The organism is Methanobacterium sp. (genome assembly GCA_030017655.1).
Classification (GTDB): Archaea; Methanobacteriota; Methanobacteria; order Methanobacteriales; family Methanobacteriaceae; genus Methanobacterium_D.
The window spans coordinates 26,021-45,562 of the sequence record JASEIM010000008.1; the positions used below are offsets into that span (position 1 = coordinate 26,021).

Genomic DNA, 19,542 nt, shown 5'->3' on the forward strand with positions numbered 1-19,542 from the left:
TATTAAATAGATAAAAAACAAAAATGTTTATAAACTAGTCTATTAAACAAAAATTAGGTATAAAAATAGATGAATCATAATTATAAATCCTCAATTAATAAAAAATCAATCTGGTAATACAATGACCACAATAACAGCCATACTGCCTGCATATAATGAAGAATTAAGTATCGGTAGCATGGTAATTGCTTGTAAAAAATATGTAGACAGAGTACTGGTTATTGATGACGGAAGTATTGATAATACTGTTGAAATAGCTCAACTTGCAGGAGCTGAGGTAATAGTCCAGGAGACTAATAAAGGTAAAGGTGCAGCATTAAAAACTGGCTTTAAATCTGCTAAAGACTCAGATATAATAGTAACACTGGATTCTGATGGTCAGCATAATCCCGGAGATATACCAAAAATTGTAGCTCCCATTATCAATGGAGAAGCAGACATTGTAAATGGAAGCCGTTATATAAATGGAAACGGCAAAAACACACCTACATATAGACGTGTGGGTCAAAAAGTGCTTGACAAAGCAACAAACTTAAACAGCAATCTTAACATCACAGACAGCCAGAGTGGATTCCGGGCATTTGCGAGACATACTTTTCCTGTTTTCAGGTTCAAATCCACTGATTTCAGTATTGAAAGTGAAATGCTGGTTGATGCCGCAAATGCAGGTTTAAATATAAAAGAAGTGGAAATAGGAGTTCGTTATGATGTTGATGGCTCCACAAAAAACCCAATAACCCACGGCCTTGGAGTTTTAATGAAAATATTAAACGATATTGAATATAGAAGACCTTTATTTTATTTTACTATACCTGGAGCCGTGATTTGTGTAATGGGGATCACTTTAGGACTTATGTTCTTTGGAGATTATATATATGGCGGAAGTACAACACTTATACCTACGGTTCTTGCAATACTACTTACTTTAGGCGGTAGCTTTTTGGCTTTAACAGGTATGATTTTACATTCCATGTCTCGAATGATTAACAATTTTATCCCCAATTATAACCGGTCCTCTGATATTCATACTCCTAAAGCCGACGAACATTATATTAAACCCGAAAGCGTGCAAGATTCACTAAAAGCTAAAGAAAATAAACCTTTTTAGCAGAGAAATAATCTTATTCTATTTCATTATTCTAATGATATCTTAAACCCTTTAGATAAATCTTAACAGCATTAACTTTTAAATTAATTATGGCCTTTAAAGTATAATTATTTAATAAAAACTATGCTTAACCTCAAAATCTTAGATAATTGTTTTTAAATTTAATTAATTCATCACAATAAAAAGATCATACCTGTTTTAGATAAAAGCTAATTTTAATTATTTAGTTATTTAATTCATTATAATAAGTTTATTCAAATTTCACACATAAATAATAGCGTTTATTCTATTATATATTTCTATTATTTAATTATAAGTCTATTTGTTCACAATAAAAATTTTAAATATTGAAAAAACATTGATTTATTTCTTTAAGGAATGAATTTAGATTATTAATATTTTAATTGTTATTATTTAATCTTAAATATATCATAATTGTATATTTCTGTGAATAACGTCACAAATTTCACCACAAAGTTAATATGACTCCTTAATCAACTAGTATGTAGAAACTAACGTTTCAAAAAAAATTTTGTATATAAAAACTGTAAAGGGAGGTGAAAAAGTGCAAAAAAATATACAAAAAAAGTTACTGATGATTATAGCAATTCTCATTTTATCATTAGCAATTAGCGGAGCTGTTTCAGCAGAAGATGGAACCGAAAACAATCTAACAGAAAATGATACCCTGAACCAAACATTACCTGATCCTCGTATTGAACATAATGGAGTTATTGGGCCAACAGTTTATGCAACTATCCAGGATGCAATCAATGCTGCCCAGTCGGGCGATACCATATGGTTAGAAGACGGTGCAACATTTACTACTGGTCAAGTTTGGAGACCAGCTATAGTTCATGTAACTAAAAACTTATCCTTTAGAGTATTTAATGATGGTACGGCCACCATCAGTGGTACTAACACACGGCGTGCAATATATGTTGATTCAGGAGTTACAGCAAACTTTTATAACATAACCATAACTCAAGGACGCAGCTTAAATCCTTTACTTTATGATGGTGCTGGTATCTTCAATAATGGAGGTACAGTTAATCTTTATAATTGTATTTTAGACAATAATGATGGTTTATGGAGGGGTGGAGGTATATACAACAACCATGGAACTGTTAGAATTGAAAATACTATAATAAGAAATAACAATGTACCAGTTAGTGGTGGTGCCATATACAACAACCAGGGAACTGTAAATATTGTTAGTTCTACAATTACTGGTAATTCTGCCAGAAATGGTGGAGGTATCTACAATAATGATGGAACTGTCACCATTGAGAACTCAAATTTAAACAGCAATTCGGTTTCTGGAACAGGAACCAACAATGGCGGAGCCGTATACAATGATAACGGAGATCTTTTTATATACGGAAGCAACATCTTGAATAATGCTGCAAGCAATGAAGGAGGAGCAGTTTACGCTACAACAGGGACAACTAACACAATCCAATATAACAGAATTATTGGAAACAGTGATAGAGTACTGTATCGAGAAGGATTATCTAATATAGACGCCCGATTCAACTGGTGGGGTTCTAATACAGGCCCTACTAGTGGCATGTACCGTAATGCAAATGTTAGCCCTTATATAAGACTCACCATTAACCCTGTAGGACCAACTAACCTAATAAACACAGGAACCTACCTGATAACAGCAGAACTGTTCCGTGACTCTTCAGGAGGAGATCATAGTGGTGCTGCTTATCATGTGCCGGATGGACCGATAAGCTTTTCAATACTTCCTACAGTCTGGGGATCACTATCAAATGTGGATACAGTAATGACTAATGCCCATGCATATGCTACATTTAATGCTAACAGCGGGGCAAGACCTACCAATCCAGTAGTAGTACAGGCTTTAGTTGATAATGTTGCTGTAACTACAGCTTTTAACATACTTCCAGCAGCAGATATAGCCATAGCTAAAGAATTCAGGACCGATTACCAGAATTCCACAAGCACCACAACTACAGCCAATTACCATACTCCAATATGGGTTATGATTCATGTGACCAATAATGGTCCAGATTCAGTTGCAGATCTTCAGATAACCGATATTCTTCCAGCAGGTCTAACCTACCAGAATGTATATCATATCTCACACGATAATGGAACAACCTGGACTGGGACAGATATTTTCAATTCAGGTATTTGGACTATAGGTGACATGTCTAATGGAGCTGATTACTGGCTTGCTATACTTGCACAGGTCGATGGGCATAATGAGACCATTGAAAATGTTGCCAATAAAACACAGACTACATTTGACCATAATAGTACAAATGATGAGGGAAGAGCAACCTTAAATATTCCTCCAGCAGCAGATGTGTTTGTTAATACTACTCCAAGTAAAACCAAACTCACTGTTGGCGAAACAATGGTTGTAAGAGTTAAAGTTGGTAACAATGGACCTGATTCAGCTCAAAATGTAGTAGTAACCTACAAGATACCAGCAGGTATGGAGTTTGTCAGTTTAACTCATGAAGCAGGCTATCCTGCACCTACATATGACTCTGCAACCCGTACTGTAACCTGGAACCTCGGTGACCTTGGAGTTATCGATCCTTGGATGGATATTACACTAAGAGCTGTTGGTGCTGGTACTACAAGCAGTGATGCAAGTGTAATTTCAGATACTTATGATCCGGTTCCCTCAAACAATGTAGAAGCTGTTACCATAACTGTAGAACAGGCAAAAGCTAACGCTGCAACTGTGCCAATGCAACCAACAGGAATACCATTAGCAGGACTTGTATTAGCTGTACTTATGTTATCCGCAGGATTGTTTATGCAAAAAAGAAAATAATTTGGGATTAAAAATCCCCTTCTTTTGATTTTTAAATCAGCTTATTTTATAATATAAAAATAGATATTTTCAGTTTAACGATAATTTTTATTATTAATAGAATTAAAGACCGTTGAACGGGAAAAGTTAAATAAAATATTAAACAAGTAATTTTATTCTATTTAAAACCAGGCAGGTATAAAATATGGACTTTCGAATATTTATTCTAAGCTCGGGGAAATACAGCTCTCGAATCATAAATAATATGGCTAAAATGGGTTTTGGAGAGAATATTGTAGGAATACATGAAGTGGATGAAGATCTGCCTGAATTCATAGATAATATTGAAGAACACATACCTGAAAATCTTCCTGAGGCAGATTTAATAATCTCAATAGGACTATATGGGGATATTAATATGATAATTCCTGCTGTTGCAAGAAAAACAGGAGTAAAGTCAATTATTGTCCCTATTCATGACCCTAAACAGATCCCATATGGTCTGCAAAGGGAAATTGAAGAGGAAGTAGGAGACAAAAAGATTATCTTTCCCAAACCATTCTGCACCCTTAAACCAGTGGATGATAAGTATATTGATGCCTTTGCAGAGGTACTGGGAAAACCTGAAGTTGAAATTGAATCTGATAACCTTATTAAAAGCATTGAAGTTAAAAGAAGCGCCCCATGCGGTTCAACTTTTTTTGTAGCTGAAAAACTGATAAATACACCTGTAGATGGAGCTGAATTTGATGCTGGAATTCTTTATCATAATTATCCCTGTTTAGCCTCCATGGGTGTTGATAATCAAATAGGCGATACTTTGATGCATATTGCGGGTTATAAAATTAAAGAGGCTGTTAAAAAAGAGCTTGGTTTTGCTGCAAAATCTGCAGTGGTAGATGAGGAAATCTGTCAGGGTGGGGAAAACTGTGATTATATATGCAGGGATGTTTGTCCCACACTTAAAATAGGTGATAAAACCATAATCATAAAAGAAACAGGGAAAGTAAAAATCAATCCAGAAACCTGCGGATACTGTGAAATATGTGTCCAGAAATGTCCATTTAAAGCTATTGAGATTAAGGATAATATTAAATTAAACTATGATAATAAATAAGTAATATGGCAACAAAGTGAATAAAATGAAAGGAAAAGTGGTATTTATAGGGGCAGGGCCCGGCGACCCTGAACTTCTAACAATTAAAGGTCAAAAAGCAATAAAAAACGCTGATATAATTATTTATGCAGGTTCACTTGTAAACAAAGAAATATTAAACTATGCAAAAGAGAATGCAGAAATATATAACAGCGCATCCATGGATCTGAATCAGATATTAGAATTAATGAATAAAGGAACAGCGAAAGGCAAAATGATTGCCAGGGTTCATACTGGAGATCCATCTATATACGGAGCAATAGGAGAGCAGATCGAATTTCTAAGAAAAAAGGAAATAAAATTTGAAATAATTCCAGGTGTGAGCTCCCTGTTTGGAGCTGCAGCAGCACTTGAATCTGAATTAACACTTCCTGAAGTATCACAAACAGTGATAATAACAAGACCAGAGGGAAGAACTCCCAAACCCCAAAAGGAAGCTATAAGTGCACTTGCAGAACATAATGCCACAATGTGCATCTTTTTAGGTATTCAGATGATAGATAAAGTAGTAGCAGATCTTTTAAGCCATTACAAGCCTGAAACTCCTGTTGCTGTTGTGAAGAAAGCTTCATGGAATGACCAGAAGATTATCAGAGGTTCACTGGAAAACATTGCAGCCAGAGTTAAAGAAGCAGAGATAGAAAAAACAGCCCTTATTATTGTGGGTAAAGTGCTTGATCCCGGAATTATTACTCCCTCAAAGCTTTATGACCCTGAATTTACTCATGAATACAGAAAAAAGGAGTAAAGAAGATGAAAGTTCTAGTTATTGGTGCAGAAGGAATGCTTGGCCACGATTTAGTGGATATTTTAGGTGTTGAAAATGAAATCAGTACCACAACAATTTACACTCTTGATATAACTGACATAGATAAAACTGTTAAAACAGTGAAGGAAATCAATCCTGATGTTGTAGTGCACGCAGCAGCTTTTACAGATGTAAATGGCAGCGAATCAAAACAGGATATGGCATATAAGGTTAATGTCCTCGGAACCAGAAATGTGGCTGTTGCATGCAGTAAAGCAGACAGCGCCCTGGTCTATATATGTACTGACTATGTTTTTGACGGTGAAAAGGGCAGTCCCTACTATGAATATGACCAGCCAAATCCATTGAGTGTTTATGGAAAAACCAAGTATTTAGGAGAAGTTTACATCCGTGATATCTTAAACAAATTTTATATCGTTAGAACATCATGGTTATATGGATTTCACGGCCCCAACTTCGTCACAACCATGCTTAATTTAGCTAAAACTAATGATATAATATCTGTTGTGAATGATCAGATCGGATCACCCACATATACAGTAGATCTGGCCAAAGCTATTGCAGAACTCATAAAAAAGCCAAAATATGGTATTTATCATATAACTAACAGCGATTTTTGCTCATGGTATGAATATGCAAAGGAAATTTTCGATATGGCCGGAATCCAGATAGAAGTAAAGCCTGTTACCACAGAAGAGTATCCTCAACCTGCACCCAGACCAAAATATTCAGTCCTTGAAAATTATAACTGGAAAATGGAAGGATTTAAAGAAATACGAAGCTATAAAGAGGCTTTAAGAGATTATATAAAATTATTGAAGGAGAAGGAATGATGAAAGGAATAGTACTTGCAGGAGGGTCTGGTACAAGACTCTATCCAATCACAAAAGCTGTTTCAAAGCAGTTGCTTCCAATTTATGATAAACCCATGATTTATTATCCCTTATCAGTCCTTATGCTTGCAGGCATCAGAGAAATACTCATAATTTCAACTCCAAGGGACTTACCCATGTATGAGGAACTTTTGGGAGACGGCAGTGATCTGGGTGTTTCTTTTTCTTATGCAGTGCAGGATAAACCGAGAGGGCTGGCAGATGCATTCATTGTTGGAGAGGAGTTCATTAGTGATGATAATGTGGCTTTGGTACTTGGAGATAACATATTTCACGGCCACAGGTTCAGTGAAATACTGAAAAGAGCCGCTTCACTTAAAAATGGTGCAGTAATTTTTGGATACTTTGTTAAAGATCCAAAGGCCTTCGGAGTGGTTGAATTCGATGCGAATGGAAATGTTCTTTCCCTTGAAGAAAAACCAGAACATCCGAAATCCAATTATGTTATTCCAGGACTTTATTTCTATGATAACCAGGTCGTTGAGATAGCTAAAAATGTAAAACCATCAGATCGAGGAGAACTTGAAATCACATCAGTAAATGAAGCATATCTAAAGAAAAAAGAATTAAAGGTAGAACTACTGGGTAGAGGGATGGCATGGCTCGATACAGGAACACATATCGGGCTTTTAGAGGCAAGTAATTTTGTTGAGGCCATACAGAAAAGACAGGGATTTTATATAGCCTGTCTGGAAGAAATCGCATATAACAACGGCTGGATAGATGCTGAAACCGTCCTTAAATTGGCTAAAACCCTGGAAAAAACTGAATACAGTGACTATCTTAGAGATCTGGTTAAAAATAATGAATTTTAGATAAAAGCCATTTTTGAAGAGTCTGGAAATATCTCTATTCATTTCCCATTATAACTGCAAATGGAGGATCCTTTTTTCGTTTTTCTATTACCAAAACAGCATCGTAATAATGTATGGAATGGGTTGACAGGGTAAATTCATTTACACTCAATTTTTTCCTGGAAAGCCATGAATTCTCTTCTTTGGAGTACCATGCATTTAAATAATCTATTAAATTCTTGCTGTATTCAATAAATGTATTTTTTCTCCTGTAACCTCCACCATACTCCCCTATATAAGAAGTCATCAGATCTTCACATAGATACACCCCATCAGGAGATATAAATGGATACAATTCTTCAAAGGCAACGATTTGCTGGTTCATATGATGACCACCATCATCGATCACTATATCAATTTTAGGAATTTTCTCTTTCAAGGAGCGTAAAAATTTTCTATCTTCAGCATCTCCAATAAATATCTCTATTTGCTCTCCTTCAAGATTCTTACATTTAGGGTCAATATCAACTCCATATATTTTAGATTTACTTCCAAAATAGTGCCGCCAGAGTTCAAGCGACCCTCCTTTAGATACCCCTATCTCTAAAACACTCACATCTTTTCCTATAAACTTCGAAAAATGTCTTTCATATATTTCAAAATAATGCAGGAACTTATGAATGATCTTTCCTCTGTTATTGTAAAAGTACTGCTCTAATCTGTTCATGGAATCAAAATCTAAATTTTTCCTCAATTCATAGGTATTTGGCTTCTCTTCCATAAAAAAATCTTTTTTATACTTGAGGGTGCCGGAATTATATTTTGTAAAGCCCTTTAATCTTAGATTGAAAGTACCAACATCAAAATTATACCAGATTTTTTCGTCTTCTACACCCTGATTTATTAATTGTTTCTTAAATTCCCTGAATTCTGAAATATTCTCTGTTGCGATAAAAATAAGATCATATTCCAGCCCTTTAATATCCTTAATAAGAATTTTATCCTTATCCTCAAACCATTTATTGTCCATCTCTTCTTCATTAGTTATAAAAATAAGTGAACCTATTAAATCCCTATCAATTTTTGCAAATGTACGTTTACAATCACTTAAATTCCCTATAATAACGATATTTTTTTTCATTAATATTCTCCATTATCCGTCCCATATCTAATCTAAACATCAAGTGAAAATAAATATTTTTCGAAGAATGAATTCTGAATGTATATCATACTTGCAGTAAAATCAGTTAAACAGCAGTTATAAAGAGTAATGAATAATATTAATATGTAAAATTAGCGATTAAGTTTAAAGCATATAAACACAGAATTAGTTTAAATATCTGGTTATTCACAATTTAAACAATTAAACCTGTTAAATTATAAATTCTATTACTGATAAAAGTTTAATTTAATCTAAAATAAAATTATGGAGTGAATGAATGTCTAAATTTAAATTCAAGAAAACATCCATTGAAGGGGTTTATATCATAGAACCAACTGTTTTTGGAGACGAAAGAGGGTACTTCATGGAAACATATCATGCCGGTGAATTTAAAGAAGCTGGACTTGATGTTACATTTGTCCAGGATAATCAATCCAAATCCAAAAAAGGAGTTTTAAGAGGGCTTCATTTCCAGTACACAAAGCCCCAGGGCAAACTGGTCCGTGTTATAAAGGGGGAAGTTTTTGATGTGGCTGTTGATTTAAGAAAGAATTCCCCCACCTATGGAAAGTGGGAGGGAGTGATACTCTCAGAAGAGAACAAAAAACAGTTTTATGTCCCTGAAGGATTTGCCCACGGCTTTCTGGTTCTCTCAGAAGAGGCTGAATTCACCTATAAATGCACCAACTTTTATGATGCTGAAGATGAAGGCGGAATCATCTGGAATGATGAAGATATAAACATTGAATGGCCTGCTGATGAAGTTATCTTGTCAGATAAGGATAAGCAGTGGAAAACATTGAAGGAAACGGTTACCAATTTCTAATAAAATTAAATAGGGGAGATAAATAATGAAAATACTGATTACTGGTGGTGCGGGATTTATAGGAAGTAATTTTGTAAGATATATGCTTGATAAATATTCAGATTATAAAATTGTAAATCTAGATGCACTCACCTACTGTGGAAACCTGGAAAATTTAACAGAAATAGAAGATAACCCTAATTACACTTTTATTAAAGGAGATATATCCAATAAAGAATTAATTAATGAAATTATGGTTGATATAGATTACATTGTAAATTTTGCTGCTGAATCCCATGTTGACCGTAGTATTGAAGATCCAGAAATATTCATTAAATCCAATATCCTTGGAACTCAGGTTCTCTTAGATGCAGCCAAAAAATATGGCATTAAAAAGTTTTTACAGATATCTACAGACGAAGTTTATGGTTCCCTCAACAAAACAGGGTATTTTACAGAGGATACTTGTTTAGCACCTAATAGTCCTTATTCTGCAAGTAAAGCTGGTGCTGATTTAATGGTGAGAGCATATAATGAAACATTTAATTTACCCATGAATATTACCCGCTGTTCCAATAATTATGGCCCATATCAGTTCCCAGAAAAATTAATACCTTTGATGATATCTAACGCCCTCGAAGATGAGCCACTTCCAGTATATGGTGACGGATTAAATGTAAGAGACTGGCTACATGTTTATGATCACTGCACAGCGATAGATCTGGTTCTTCATAAGGGAAAGAGTGGGGAAATTTATAATATCGGCGGGAACAATGAAAAGAAGAATATTGAGATTGTAAAATTAATTCTTGAAAATTTAGGGAAGAGCGAATCTCTTATTAAATATGTTAAAGATCGTCCCGGTCATGATAGAAGATATGCCATAGATTCTACTAAAATACAAAAAGAGTTGGGCTGGAAGCCTAAATATACATTTGAAACTGGAATATCTGAAACTATTAAATGGTATTTAGAAAATGAAGAATGGTGGAAAAGGATAAAAAGCGGAGAATACATGGCATATTATGAGAAAATGTATGGAAACAGATGAATCGGTTATTTATTTATTATTTTTTTCCTATTACATATTTCCATTAAAAATATTTCTTCAAGTAAACGTTTTTGTATTTTGTAGCTTGCCAATAACAATTAGATGTATATAGGATTATTTATTGATACTCTGTATTGACATTCCATTCTTATAGAAAATTGTTTATATCATTTGAACTTTATAAACAAACCTTTTAACATCCCATTGAGTTCAATGATTATCAGGATAGAAAATTTCTCCTTTAAGTTTAAGATGTACAAACTCTAATGTATCTTTCTTTTTTACTTGGAACAATCTGCCGCTGCTCCTGCTAGCTGAAAACCAACAAAAACCGTAAATGGTAATGGTGAATGCTGTTAATTTTTTTATTAACTTTTCACCTGCAATAATCCTTTTAAACTCATAAAGTGGATGAAAATAATTAAATACCAAGAAATAAAAAAAGATTAAAGTATAGTTATTTTTATCTTGTGATCAATGGAGTTACTGATGGATTTCTCCAATCTTTTCTATCTTTGAATGCCCAGTAGTATCCCACAGCATCATATTTAGTAAATACTGTTTTGTTTGTATTGCTTGTAAGATTTCCTGTGGAATTATAGGTTACTGTATTAATTTTAAGCTGGAATCTGTTTTGTTTATCTAAAGTTTTTATTGTTGACTGATTAACAGCCCAACTCCAGGATTCAACAGGTTTTCGTCTCCATGATTTTACTGATGAGGCACGAGCTTTATTAAACAGTTGCATGTATATTTTAACTTGATTGTTGCTATTTTTCCAACCATATCTCCATTTATAGGTTTTATAGGTTAATTTTTGGTCATCCCAAGGATTTTTCCAATTGTTAATGAAGTATTTACTGCCCTGATCAAATGTTTTCCATTGCCAGGAAGGTGTTGGTGCAAATGGTTTTGGAACAGTATTGTCTGCTGCAGAAACTGCACCAGCAATAGTAAAACCAACAAGAGCCATAACTAATAGAGTAATGGCTGCCATTTTCCTACTCATATTATTTCCCTCCAATATTTTTTTTTAACTCATCATAGATGAGAATTAATTATTTAAACTATAGACATGTATTAAGTACAAGTAATTATTTATTACTAATTATATTTATTTTTTACTAAAAACTAACGAAAATGTATTTAAAACCAATAAAAAATGAGTTAAAACTTCCAAATAAAAGATAAATAAAATAATTGATTCACCATCCATCTAACTAAAGGGATTCCCAATTAAATATATGTACCATAACATTTCCCATGACATATCTGACATATTCAGGGACAGATAATTTGCCATTAATTGTATTTAAACCATTTTGATTATAAAAACAGGCGATATTCATCGAAAATAATCCTTAATTGAAATTCAGTAATAAAAAAATACATTTAATACTTTAAACATATATCATCATACATCTTGTTGAAAAATTGATTGTATAAACGTTTTTAAGTGGTATCATTGGACATGAAAAGATGGTGGAATAATTTAAGCGACATCGACAGGGCTGTATTTGGACTCAGTTCATTTTGCGGAATTGCATTATTATATCTTATTTTATCCGGAATAATGATTCCAGATATTACCTTTTTATCCCTTCAAACTGATAACGTCCAGATAAATGATAAACCCTGCCAATTAGAGATAAGAGGAATAACAGAGCCCAGTTCTAAGGTATATATAGAAAGTGAAGATCTAAATTTGAACAGGGTCCCGGTAAATGTTAATAAAAATGGTAGTTTTGAGTACAGACTTAATATTCCAGCAGAAATCGTCGATACTAGTGTTTCTGTAATTTCAAAATCAGGGAGGAAGTATGAAGTAAACCATGATATTCAGATAAAGAGACCTCTAACATTCCTTTCACTAAAACCAATGCAGAAGATTAGTTACAATAATAATAAAATTACTGTCGAAGGTCAAAGCGATCCAAATGCTTCAATTACCATATTATCAAATATGACACTTAGAGATAATCTGGATTTCGAAATTTACATTAGAACTGCCTTAGATGACCCTGTAATTGAAAAAATTACCATTAAAGCAGATTCTAATGGAAATTTTAAGCACAGCTTCATGATTCCTTCTAATTCTAAATCTGTTTACTTCAATGTGACTGCTAAATCTTCAGGTAAAAGAAGCACCACTCAACTTCAAAATATTACCCGTGAATTTACAATTTTTCCTCCAATAAGCTCTATTTTTGAATGGGAAGATTCTTCAAATGGAGTTAAAATGAAGCAATATGATGGAAAAGGTTTCACCCTGTATTATCCAGAATACTGGGATAGAAAATCCTATAAAGATGCTGGTAAAGAATCAAGACTCTATTTAAAATATGGAAAAAATGTTGAATGCATTGTATGGCATGCTAAACTTGGTAAAAATTTTGAAAATTCCATTAAAGAATATAAACAGAGCCAGGATACTTATTTAGATAAGTGGTGGGGGGGAATTCAAGTGTATGAACAAAAAATTAACCGTAATGGAGTTAAGGGAATCAGAACCGTTTATAAGTGCCAGCAAAATCCCTTATTTTCCAGCGATGTAACTGCACCTTTTTATTTAGACCAGACAACACTGACAGATGATAATCTAAATGTTTATGAACTCCAGATTATGGCATCTGAAGATTACTATGAAAAAAATGATTATCTCATCGAGAAAACTGTGCAGAGCTTTAAGCTAAATTAATTTGTTTAAAAATATTAAATTTACTGTTTGGATGATTTATTTTGTATTATTAATTTTATTAAGTTTTATAGACTAATTTTAAATAATATTAATGTATATAACATTTTAAAATTCGTTTTTATTTATTAATAGTGTCTAATTGAGAAAAATAAAGATGAAATTTTCTTATTTACATTTAAATTTGTTTTAAATAATTAGTTAATACTTAGATAATTATATATATTATTAATAACTTAATAATGTTATATAATAATTAATTTGGTGGATATGTAGTACCCAGATGTAAATGAGGTGGAAAAAATAGATTATTACCAATTTAATAGCTCTAATAACTATTTAAACCTTATTTATAAATTAAAAAAAGGGATAAAGCTGCAATTATAATTTAAAAACCAATAATTAGGCATAAAAGAGGGAAAAAATAAGAATAAAGGGAGAAAATTATGAAAGTAGTAATACTATGTGGAGGATTAGGAACACGTCTCAGGGAAGAAACCGAATTCAGACCCAAACCTATGGTCAAAATAGGAGAAAAACCAATATTGTGGCACATAATGAAAATATATGCACACAATGGGTTTAAAGACTTCATAATATGTCTTGGATACAAAGGTGAAATGATCAAAGAATATTTCCTGAACTACAAAATAATGAACAACGATTTTACCATGCAACTTGGTAATCGGGAAGACATTCAATTTTTAAACAACGACACAGAATACGACTGGAAAATAAGCCTTATAAACACAGGGGCACTGACACAGACAGGAGCCAGGGTAAAAAAGATCGAAGAATATATAGACGGCGACTACTTCATGCTCACCTACGGAGACGGAGTTGCCAATGTAAATATAAAAGAACTTGTAAAATTCCATAAATCCCACGGAAAAATAGGAACTATGACAGGGGTACATCCTTCCTCTAGATTCGGTGAATTTGCACTGGCAGGAAACCAGGTTTTAGAATTCAATGAAAAACCTCAAACCAAAGACGGTCTAATAAATGGAGGCTATTTTGTATTTAAAAAAGAATTCTTTGAATACCTTGACGAGGAAGAAACCTGCGTCTTAGAAAAATCACCATTGGTGGATTTAGCAGCAGATGGCGAATTAATGCTTTACCCACATAACGGTTTCTGGCAATGTGTAGATACATATAGAGAACTAGAAATCTTAAATGAAATGTGGAATAAAGGTGATACTCCATGGAAAGTATGGGATCAACCATCAATGGAGGTTAAAGATTGGAAAATAACTTCTGGAAAGAAAGAAACGTCCTTGTGACTGGGTGCACCGGTTTACTTGGATCTTGGCTTACCAAATTTCTGGTTGAAGGAGGGGCAAATGTAGTTGGCTTAATCAGAGATTTGGTACCAAGATCAAATCTCAACGGAACCGGATTTAAAGACAAAATAAACACTGTGCGGGGAGAAATTGAGGACTATTTCCTCTTAGAACGTGTATTAAACGAATATGAAATTGATACTGTTTTTCATCTTGCTGCACAGACCATAGTAACCATAGCTAACCGCAATCCAATTTCAACCTTCCAAACAAATATCAAAGGAACATGGAATATACTTGAAGCATGCAGAAGATCACCACTTGTTGATAGAATTGTTTGTGCATCAAGTGATAAAGCATACGGAGAACAGGAGGTTCTTCCATACAATGAAAAAACACCATTAGAAGGTAGGCATCCATACGATGTTTCTAAAAGCTGTTCAGATCTCCTGTGCAGCGCCTATTATGAAACATACGATCTACCGGTTTGTGTTACCCGATGTGGAAATTTCTACGGAGGAGGAGACCTTAATTTCAATAGAATCGTTCCTGGAACTATTAAATCCATCCTGCATGATGAAAGACCAGTTATAAGAAGTGACGGATCTATGGTGAGGGATTATTTCTATATTGAAGACGGAGCTGCTGCATATATGTTGCTTGCAGAAAAAATGGAAAATCCAGAGATTCATGGCCAGGCATTTAATTTCAGCAATGAAAATCCCTGCAGCGTATTGGAAATTGTTAACAAAATTTTGAAGGTAACAAAAAGCGATCTGGAACCAGTTATATTGAATGAAGCTTCAAATGAAATTAAAAACCAGTATTTATCATCCAAAAAAGCTGCAAAAATGCTTGAATGGGAGCCTATGTATACATTTGAAGAAGGCCTTCTGAAAACAGTTGAATGGTATAGAGAATTTTTCCATAGAAATCAAATAGAGGCAGAAATCCCAGTAACGGAATTGATAAAGGATAAATTATTTTGAGAGCTTTAAAATGAAGTTAACATTTTTAGGCACCAATGGATGGTACGATACATCAACTGGTAACACGCCATGCATCCTCGTTGAAACAGAAAACTCTTATATTATCCTTGATGCTGGAAATGGGTTTTATAAACTGGATAATTATATTAATGGATCTGGTGAAAAGCCCATATATCTATTTTTAAGTCATTTCCACCTTGACCATATAGCAGGACTCCATATACTCAATAAATTCAGTTTCAAACAGAGTATTAGGATCTATGGACAATCAGGGACGAAAGATATCTTAAATAATATTATTAATTATCCATACACAGTTCCCTTTGATGAATTACCATTTAATGTGGAAATAAATGAATTAAAGGAAGGTAGAACTAATGATCCATTCACTATTCAGTGCGGATTCCTTAATCATTCTTCAAGATGTTTAGGGTACCGTTTTGAAGTTGATAATAAAGTTATAGCTTACTGCACAGATACGGGTATTCATGAAAACATCGTTAAGCTTGGAAAAGACGCCGACCTCCTCATTACAGAATGTTCCTTTAAAATTGGACAATTTAACCCGGATTGGCCTCATTTAAACCCAGAAGAAGCTCTTCTAATGGCCAGAAAATCTGGTGCAAAAAAACTCGCCCTGACACATTTTGATGCCAATATATACAGGTCAAAGGCTGAAAGAGATGAAATAACCTCTCAAATTGACACTGAATCCCCAGAAATTATTGTTGCTCATGATAACATGGAAATAACTATTTAATCGTGTGATTTATATGAGAAATGAAAAAGAAATAAAGAACCAGATTTTTAAAAAAGTTAAGGAATTATACAACCTTAAAAAAGATAAATATGAGTTTATTCCGGGTGAATCACCTGTTAACTATGCGGGGAGAGTATTTGATGAGAATGAAGTTATAAGACTCGTTGATTCCTCCCTTGATTTCTGGCTTACTGCTGGAAAATATGCAAATCAGTTTGAAGAGGAACTTGCAAAGTTTATAGGGGCAAAATACTGTTTAATTACAAATTCCGGTTCTTCAGCTAATTTACTGGCTATTTCAGCATTAACTTCCCCTAAATTAGGTGAAAAAAGACTTAAAACCGGTGATGAAGTTATCACCACTGCATGTGGATTTCCAACCACCCTAAACCCTATTATTCAAAACAATCTTAAACCTGTTTTTATCGATGTTGAAAAGGGAAGCTATAATATACGGGCAGATAAAATTGAGGATGCATTATCCCAAAAAACCAGGGCGATTTTTGTTCCGCATACCCTTGGAAACCCTGCAGATATTGATAGAATTATGGAAATTGCAGAAGAAAATAATCTCTGGTTTGTTGAAGATAACTGCGATGCCCTTGGTTCAAGGTATAACGGTAAATACACTGGTTCTTATGGTCATATTTCTACTTTCAGTTTCTATCCTGCCCACCATATAACCATGGGGGAAGGAGGTGCTTTAGTAACAAATGATCATCTTTTAAAAGATATTATTGCTTCTTTTAGAGATTGGGGTAGGGACTGCTGGTGCGAACCTGGATGTGATAACAGTTGCGGTAGAAGATTCAACTGGCAGTTAGGCCATTTGCCCCCTGGATACGATCATAAATACGTTTATTCCCATATAGGTTATAACCTTAAAGTTACCGATATGCAGGCAGCTGTTGGCGTTGAACAGCTGAAAAAATTACCTGAATTCATTGAAGCAAGGAAAAAGAATTTCATTATTCTTTATAATTCTCTAAAACCCTACCACAAATATTTTATACTTCCAGAATGGAATCATAAATCTGAACCAAGCTGGTTCGGATTCCCCATATTAGTTAGGGATAAGGCTCCTTTTACAAGGGACGAAATGGTAAATTATCTTGAAAAAAACAAAATAGCTACAAGAATGCTTTTCGGTGGCAACCTTATAAGACAGCCCGCTTATTTAGATATTGAATACAGGTCTCCAGAATACCTTAAAAACACTGATTTAGTGATGAATAATCTTTTCTGGATTGGTGTCTATCCTGGAATAGATGATAAAAAAATGAATTATGTCAGGGAAGTTATTGGAACATTTCTGAATTCATATAATGACATTAAGACATCGCAAAAGGGTAAAATAATCTCTAAATAGTGTGAATATCATGATTTATGAAAATAAGAGTTTAATGGAAGTTCAAGGAGTTAAAGGAAATCCGATAAGTGGTGTGAAAATTAAGAAGCTAAAAAAAATCCCTGATGAACGTGGGAGCATCTACCATATGTTACGATCTGATGAAGAGATTTTCAGTGATTTTGGTGAAATCTACTTCTCCAAGATTTATCCTGACACTGTGAAAGGCTGGCATATTCACAAAGAGATGATATTGAACTATGCTGTTATACTGGGAATGATAAAACTGGTATTATATGATGATCGGGAAGATTCAGACACAAAGGGCAATTTAATGGAGATTTTCATGGGTGATGATAACTACATCCTTGTAAAGGTACCTAGACTAGTTTGGAATGGTTTTAAAGGCATAGGGAATGGAACTGCAATTGTAGCAAATTGTGCTTCCATCCCACACCATCCCGATGAAATATCAAGAAAAGATCCCTTTACAAAGGATATAGATTATGACTGGGAAATAAAATTTGAGTAATCATTTTAATAGGTAATTTCAAGTTCCAGAGATGATAAAAAAATGAATATTAAAGGCGTTGTTAAAGGTATTCTATTAAACAAGGATTATAAAACAATAATAAGCAATTTTGTTTCATTATCCGGTTTAACAGCTGCCAGTTATATTTTACCCCTGATTACTTTTCCATACTTAACAAGAGTGCTCGGACCTGAAAAATTCGGTTTAATAGCATTTGCAACTGCATTTATCACTTACTTTGTTTTTTTAACTGATTATGGATTCTATTTTTCAGCCACAAAAGAAGTATCAATCCATCAGAAGAATCGAGAAAAAATTTCGGAGATATTTACTTCAGTTATGATTACGAAGGGTCTGCTGTTTATTTTAAGCCTTGCATTATTTACAGGGATTATTTTTGGTTTCAGCCAGTTTAGAGATGAATGGCTGGTTTATTATCTTACTTTTGGAACGGTTATAGGCAATATACTTTTCCCGATATGGTTTTTCCAGGGTATGGAAAGGATGAAATATATTACAATGCTATTCCTGCTTTCTAAAATCATATTCACCGTTGCTATATTTATTTTTATCAGGAATCCTTCAGATTATATCTATGTTCCTCTGATAAATTCACTGGGCATTATTATTGCTGGAGGTATAGGTTTTTACATTGCTATTGACCATTTTAACCTGGAAATTAAAAGACCTTCAAAGGAAAGCATTAAATACCAGATTTATGAGGGATGGCATGTATTTATTTCAACAATGTCCCTCGGATTATATAGATCGACAAACACCTTCATTTTAGGTCTGTTTACCAATAACGTTATTGTAGGATATTATGCAGTTGCTGAACAAATCATAATAGCTGCAGCAGGGCTCCTATATCCAATATCGCAGTCTATTTATCCATATATCAGTAAAACTATTGATAAATCTCAGGAAGAGGGAATTAAATTCATAAAAAAAATGATCCTTATTATGGGAGGATTCTCAGGATTTATATCCATAGTAATTTTTATTTTAGCAGGTTTAATTATCAATCTACTTGCAGGACCCCAGTATGAAGAATCAATCGCCGTATTAAGAATACTTGCCTTCCTACCTTTACTTATCGCCCTGAGTACTGTTTTCGGTGTCCAGACCATGCTAACACTGAACTATAAAAAGGCATATTCAAATATATTACTCTTTGCAGGCATTCTAAATGTTGTTCTTGCATTCATACTGGCTCCGTTATTCCAGCAGATAGGAGTTTCTGTAGCCTTTTTAATAACAGAAATGTTTGTTACTCTTAATACATTCCTATTTCTCCAGAAAAAGGGAATTAAATTACTTGACTATAAAACAGGATTTTCAGGAATATTCAATTTAAAAAATTCCGGTAAATAACCTTATTAAGACTTTAAAATGTA

The 19,542-nt window shown here is 33.7% G+C and carries 17 protein-coding genes; 15 read left to right on the plus strand and 2 right to left on the minus strand.

Annotation, left to right across the window (positions count from 1 at the left end; all coding sequences use genetic code 11):
* Nucleotides 1–121: 121 nt before the first annotated feature.
* The 6 genes from QMD61_05130 (at nt 122) to rfbA (ending at nt 7,538) form a co-directional block, all read left to right on the plus strand.
* Nucleotides 122–1,108, plus strand: coding sequence for a glycosyltransferase family 2 protein (locus QMD61_05130; protein ID MDI6724009.1), 987 nt, complete (start codon nt 122–124; stop codon nt 1,106–1,108).
* A 565-nt stretch (nt 1,109–1,673) separates the two neighbouring features.
* Nucleotides 1,674–3,926, plus strand: a complete 2,253-nt coding sequence (locus tag QMD61_05135; GenBank protein ID MDI6724010.1) for a hypothetical protein — start codon at nt 1,674–1,676, stop codon at nt 3,924–3,926.
* Nucleotides 3,927–4,110: 184 nt separating this feature from the next.
* Nucleotides 4,111–5,022 (plus strand): DUF166 family protein, encoded by a 912-nt coding sequence (locus QMD61_05140; protein MDI6724011.1) that lies wholly within the window; start codon nt 4,111–4,113, stop codon nt 5,020–5,022.
* A 25-nt stretch (nt 5,023–5,047) separates the two neighbouring features.
* Nucleotides 5,048–5,809, plus strand: a complete 762-nt coding sequence (gene cobM / locus QMD61_05145) for a precorrin-4 C(11)-methyltransferase (GenBank protein ID MDI6724012.1) — start codon at nt 5,048–5,050, stop codon at nt 5,807–5,809.
* A gap of 5 nt (nt 5,810–5,814) precedes the next feature.
* On the plus strand, nt 5,815–6,663 hold the full coding sequence (gene rfbD / locus QMD61_05150) for a dTDP-4-dehydrorhamnose reductase (GenBank protein MDI6724013.1): 849 nt from the start codon (nt 5,815–5,817) through the stop codon (nt 6,661–6,663).
* Nucleotides 6,663–7,538 (plus strand): glucose-1-phosphate thymidylyltransferase RfbA, encoded by an 876-nt coding sequence (gene rfbA, locus QMD61_05155; GenBank protein MDI6724014.1) that lies wholly within the window; start codon nt 6,663–6,665, stop codon nt 7,536–7,538. Before rfbD ends, rfbA begins: the two co-directional genes overlap by 1 nt.
* Nucleotides 7,539–7,572: 34 nt before the next feature.
* On the opposite strand, the gene QMD61_05160 is transcribed toward rfbA, so the two are convergent.
* Nucleotides 7,573–8,658 carry a class I SAM-dependent methyltransferase gene (locus QMD61_05160; protein ID MDI6724015.1) on the minus strand — a complete coding sequence of 362 codons (1,086 nt, stop codon included), beginning with the start codon at nt 8,656–8,658 and terminating at the stop codon, nt 7,573–7,575.
* A gap of 298 nt (nt 8,659–8,956) precedes the next feature.
* Between QMD61_05160 and rfbC the strand changes: the two genes are divergently transcribed.
* Nucleotides 8,957–9,505, plus strand: a complete 549-nt coding sequence (gene rfbC, locus QMD61_05165) for a dTDP-4-dehydrorhamnose 3,5-epimerase (GenBank protein MDI6724016.1) — start codon at nt 8,957–8,959, stop codon at nt 9,503–9,505.
* 22 nt (nt 9,506–9,527) lie between these two features.
* Nucleotides 9,528–10,535 (plus strand): dTDP-glucose 4,6-dehydratase, encoded by a 1,008-nt coding sequence (rfbB, locus tag QMD61_05170; protein MDI6724017.1) that lies wholly within the window; start codon nt 9,528–9,530, stop codon nt 10,533–10,535.
* 463 nt (nt 10,536–10,998) lie between these two features.
* Here the strand turns inward: rfbB and QMD61_05175 are convergent, their stop codons facing one another.
* Nucleotides 10,999–11,544: a hypothetical protein gene (locus QMD61_05175; protein MDI6724018.1), complete on the minus strand. Its 546-nt coding sequence runs from the start codon at nt 11,542–11,544 to the stop codon at nt 10,999–11,001.
* A 456-nt stretch (nt 11,545–12,000) separates the two neighbouring features.
* Here QMD61_05175 and QMD61_05180 point away from each other — a divergent pair, with 456 nt between their 5' ends.
* The 7 genes from QMD61_05180 to QMD61_05210 all read left to right on the plus strand — a co-directional run bounded on the left by QMD61_05180 (nt 12,001) and on the right by QMD61_05210 (nt 19,519).
* The gene (locus tag QMD61_05180; protein MDI6724019.1) at nt 12,001–13,233 is read left to right on the plus strand and encodes a hypothetical protein; all 1,233 of its coding nucleotides are present in this window, start codon (nt 12,001–12,003) and stop codon (nt 13,231–13,233) included.
* A 443-nt stretch (nt 13,234–13,676) separates the two neighbouring features.
* Nucleotides 13,677–14,516: a glucose-1-phosphate cytidylyltransferase gene (rfbF, locus tag QMD61_05185; protein MDI6724020.1), complete on the plus strand. Its 840-nt coding sequence runs from the start codon at nt 13,677–13,679 to the stop codon at nt 14,514–14,516.
* The gene (locus QMD61_05190; GenBank protein MDI6724021.1) at nt 14,477–15,505 is read left to right on the plus strand and encodes a GDP-mannose 4,6-dehydratase; all 1,029 of its coding nucleotides are present in this window, start codon (nt 14,477–14,479) and stop codon (nt 15,503–15,505) included. Before rfbF ends, QMD61_05190 begins: the two co-directional genes overlap by 40 nt.
* A 10-nt stretch (nt 15,506–15,515) precedes the next feature.
* Nucleotides 15,516–16,265, plus strand: a complete 750-nt coding sequence (locus QMD61_05195; protein ID MDI6724022.1) for a ribonuclease Z — start codon at nt 15,516–15,518, stop codon at nt 16,263–16,265.
* 13 nt (nt 16,266–16,278) lie between these two features.
* The gene (gene rfbH / locus QMD61_05200) at nt 16,279–17,634 is read left to right on the plus strand and encodes a lipopolysaccharide biosynthesis protein RfbH (protein ID MDI6724023.1); all 1,356 of its coding nucleotides are present in this window, start codon (nt 16,279–16,281) and stop codon (nt 17,632–17,634) included.
* Nucleotides 17,635–17,668: 34 nt separating this feature from the next.
* Nucleotides 17,669–18,145 (plus strand): dTDP-4-dehydrorhamnose 3,5-epimerase family protein, encoded by a 477-nt coding sequence (locus tag QMD61_05205; GenBank protein MDI6724024.1) that lies wholly within the window; start codon nt 17,669–17,671, stop codon nt 18,143–18,145.
* A gap of 42 nt (nt 18,146–18,187) precedes the next feature.
* Nucleotides 18,188–19,519 (plus strand): flippase, encoded by a 1,332-nt coding sequence (locus QMD61_05210; GenBank protein ID MDI6724025.1) that lies wholly within the window; start codon nt 18,188–18,190, stop codon nt 19,517–19,519.
* The last annotated feature ends 23 nt before the right edge of the window (nt 19,520–19,542 follow it).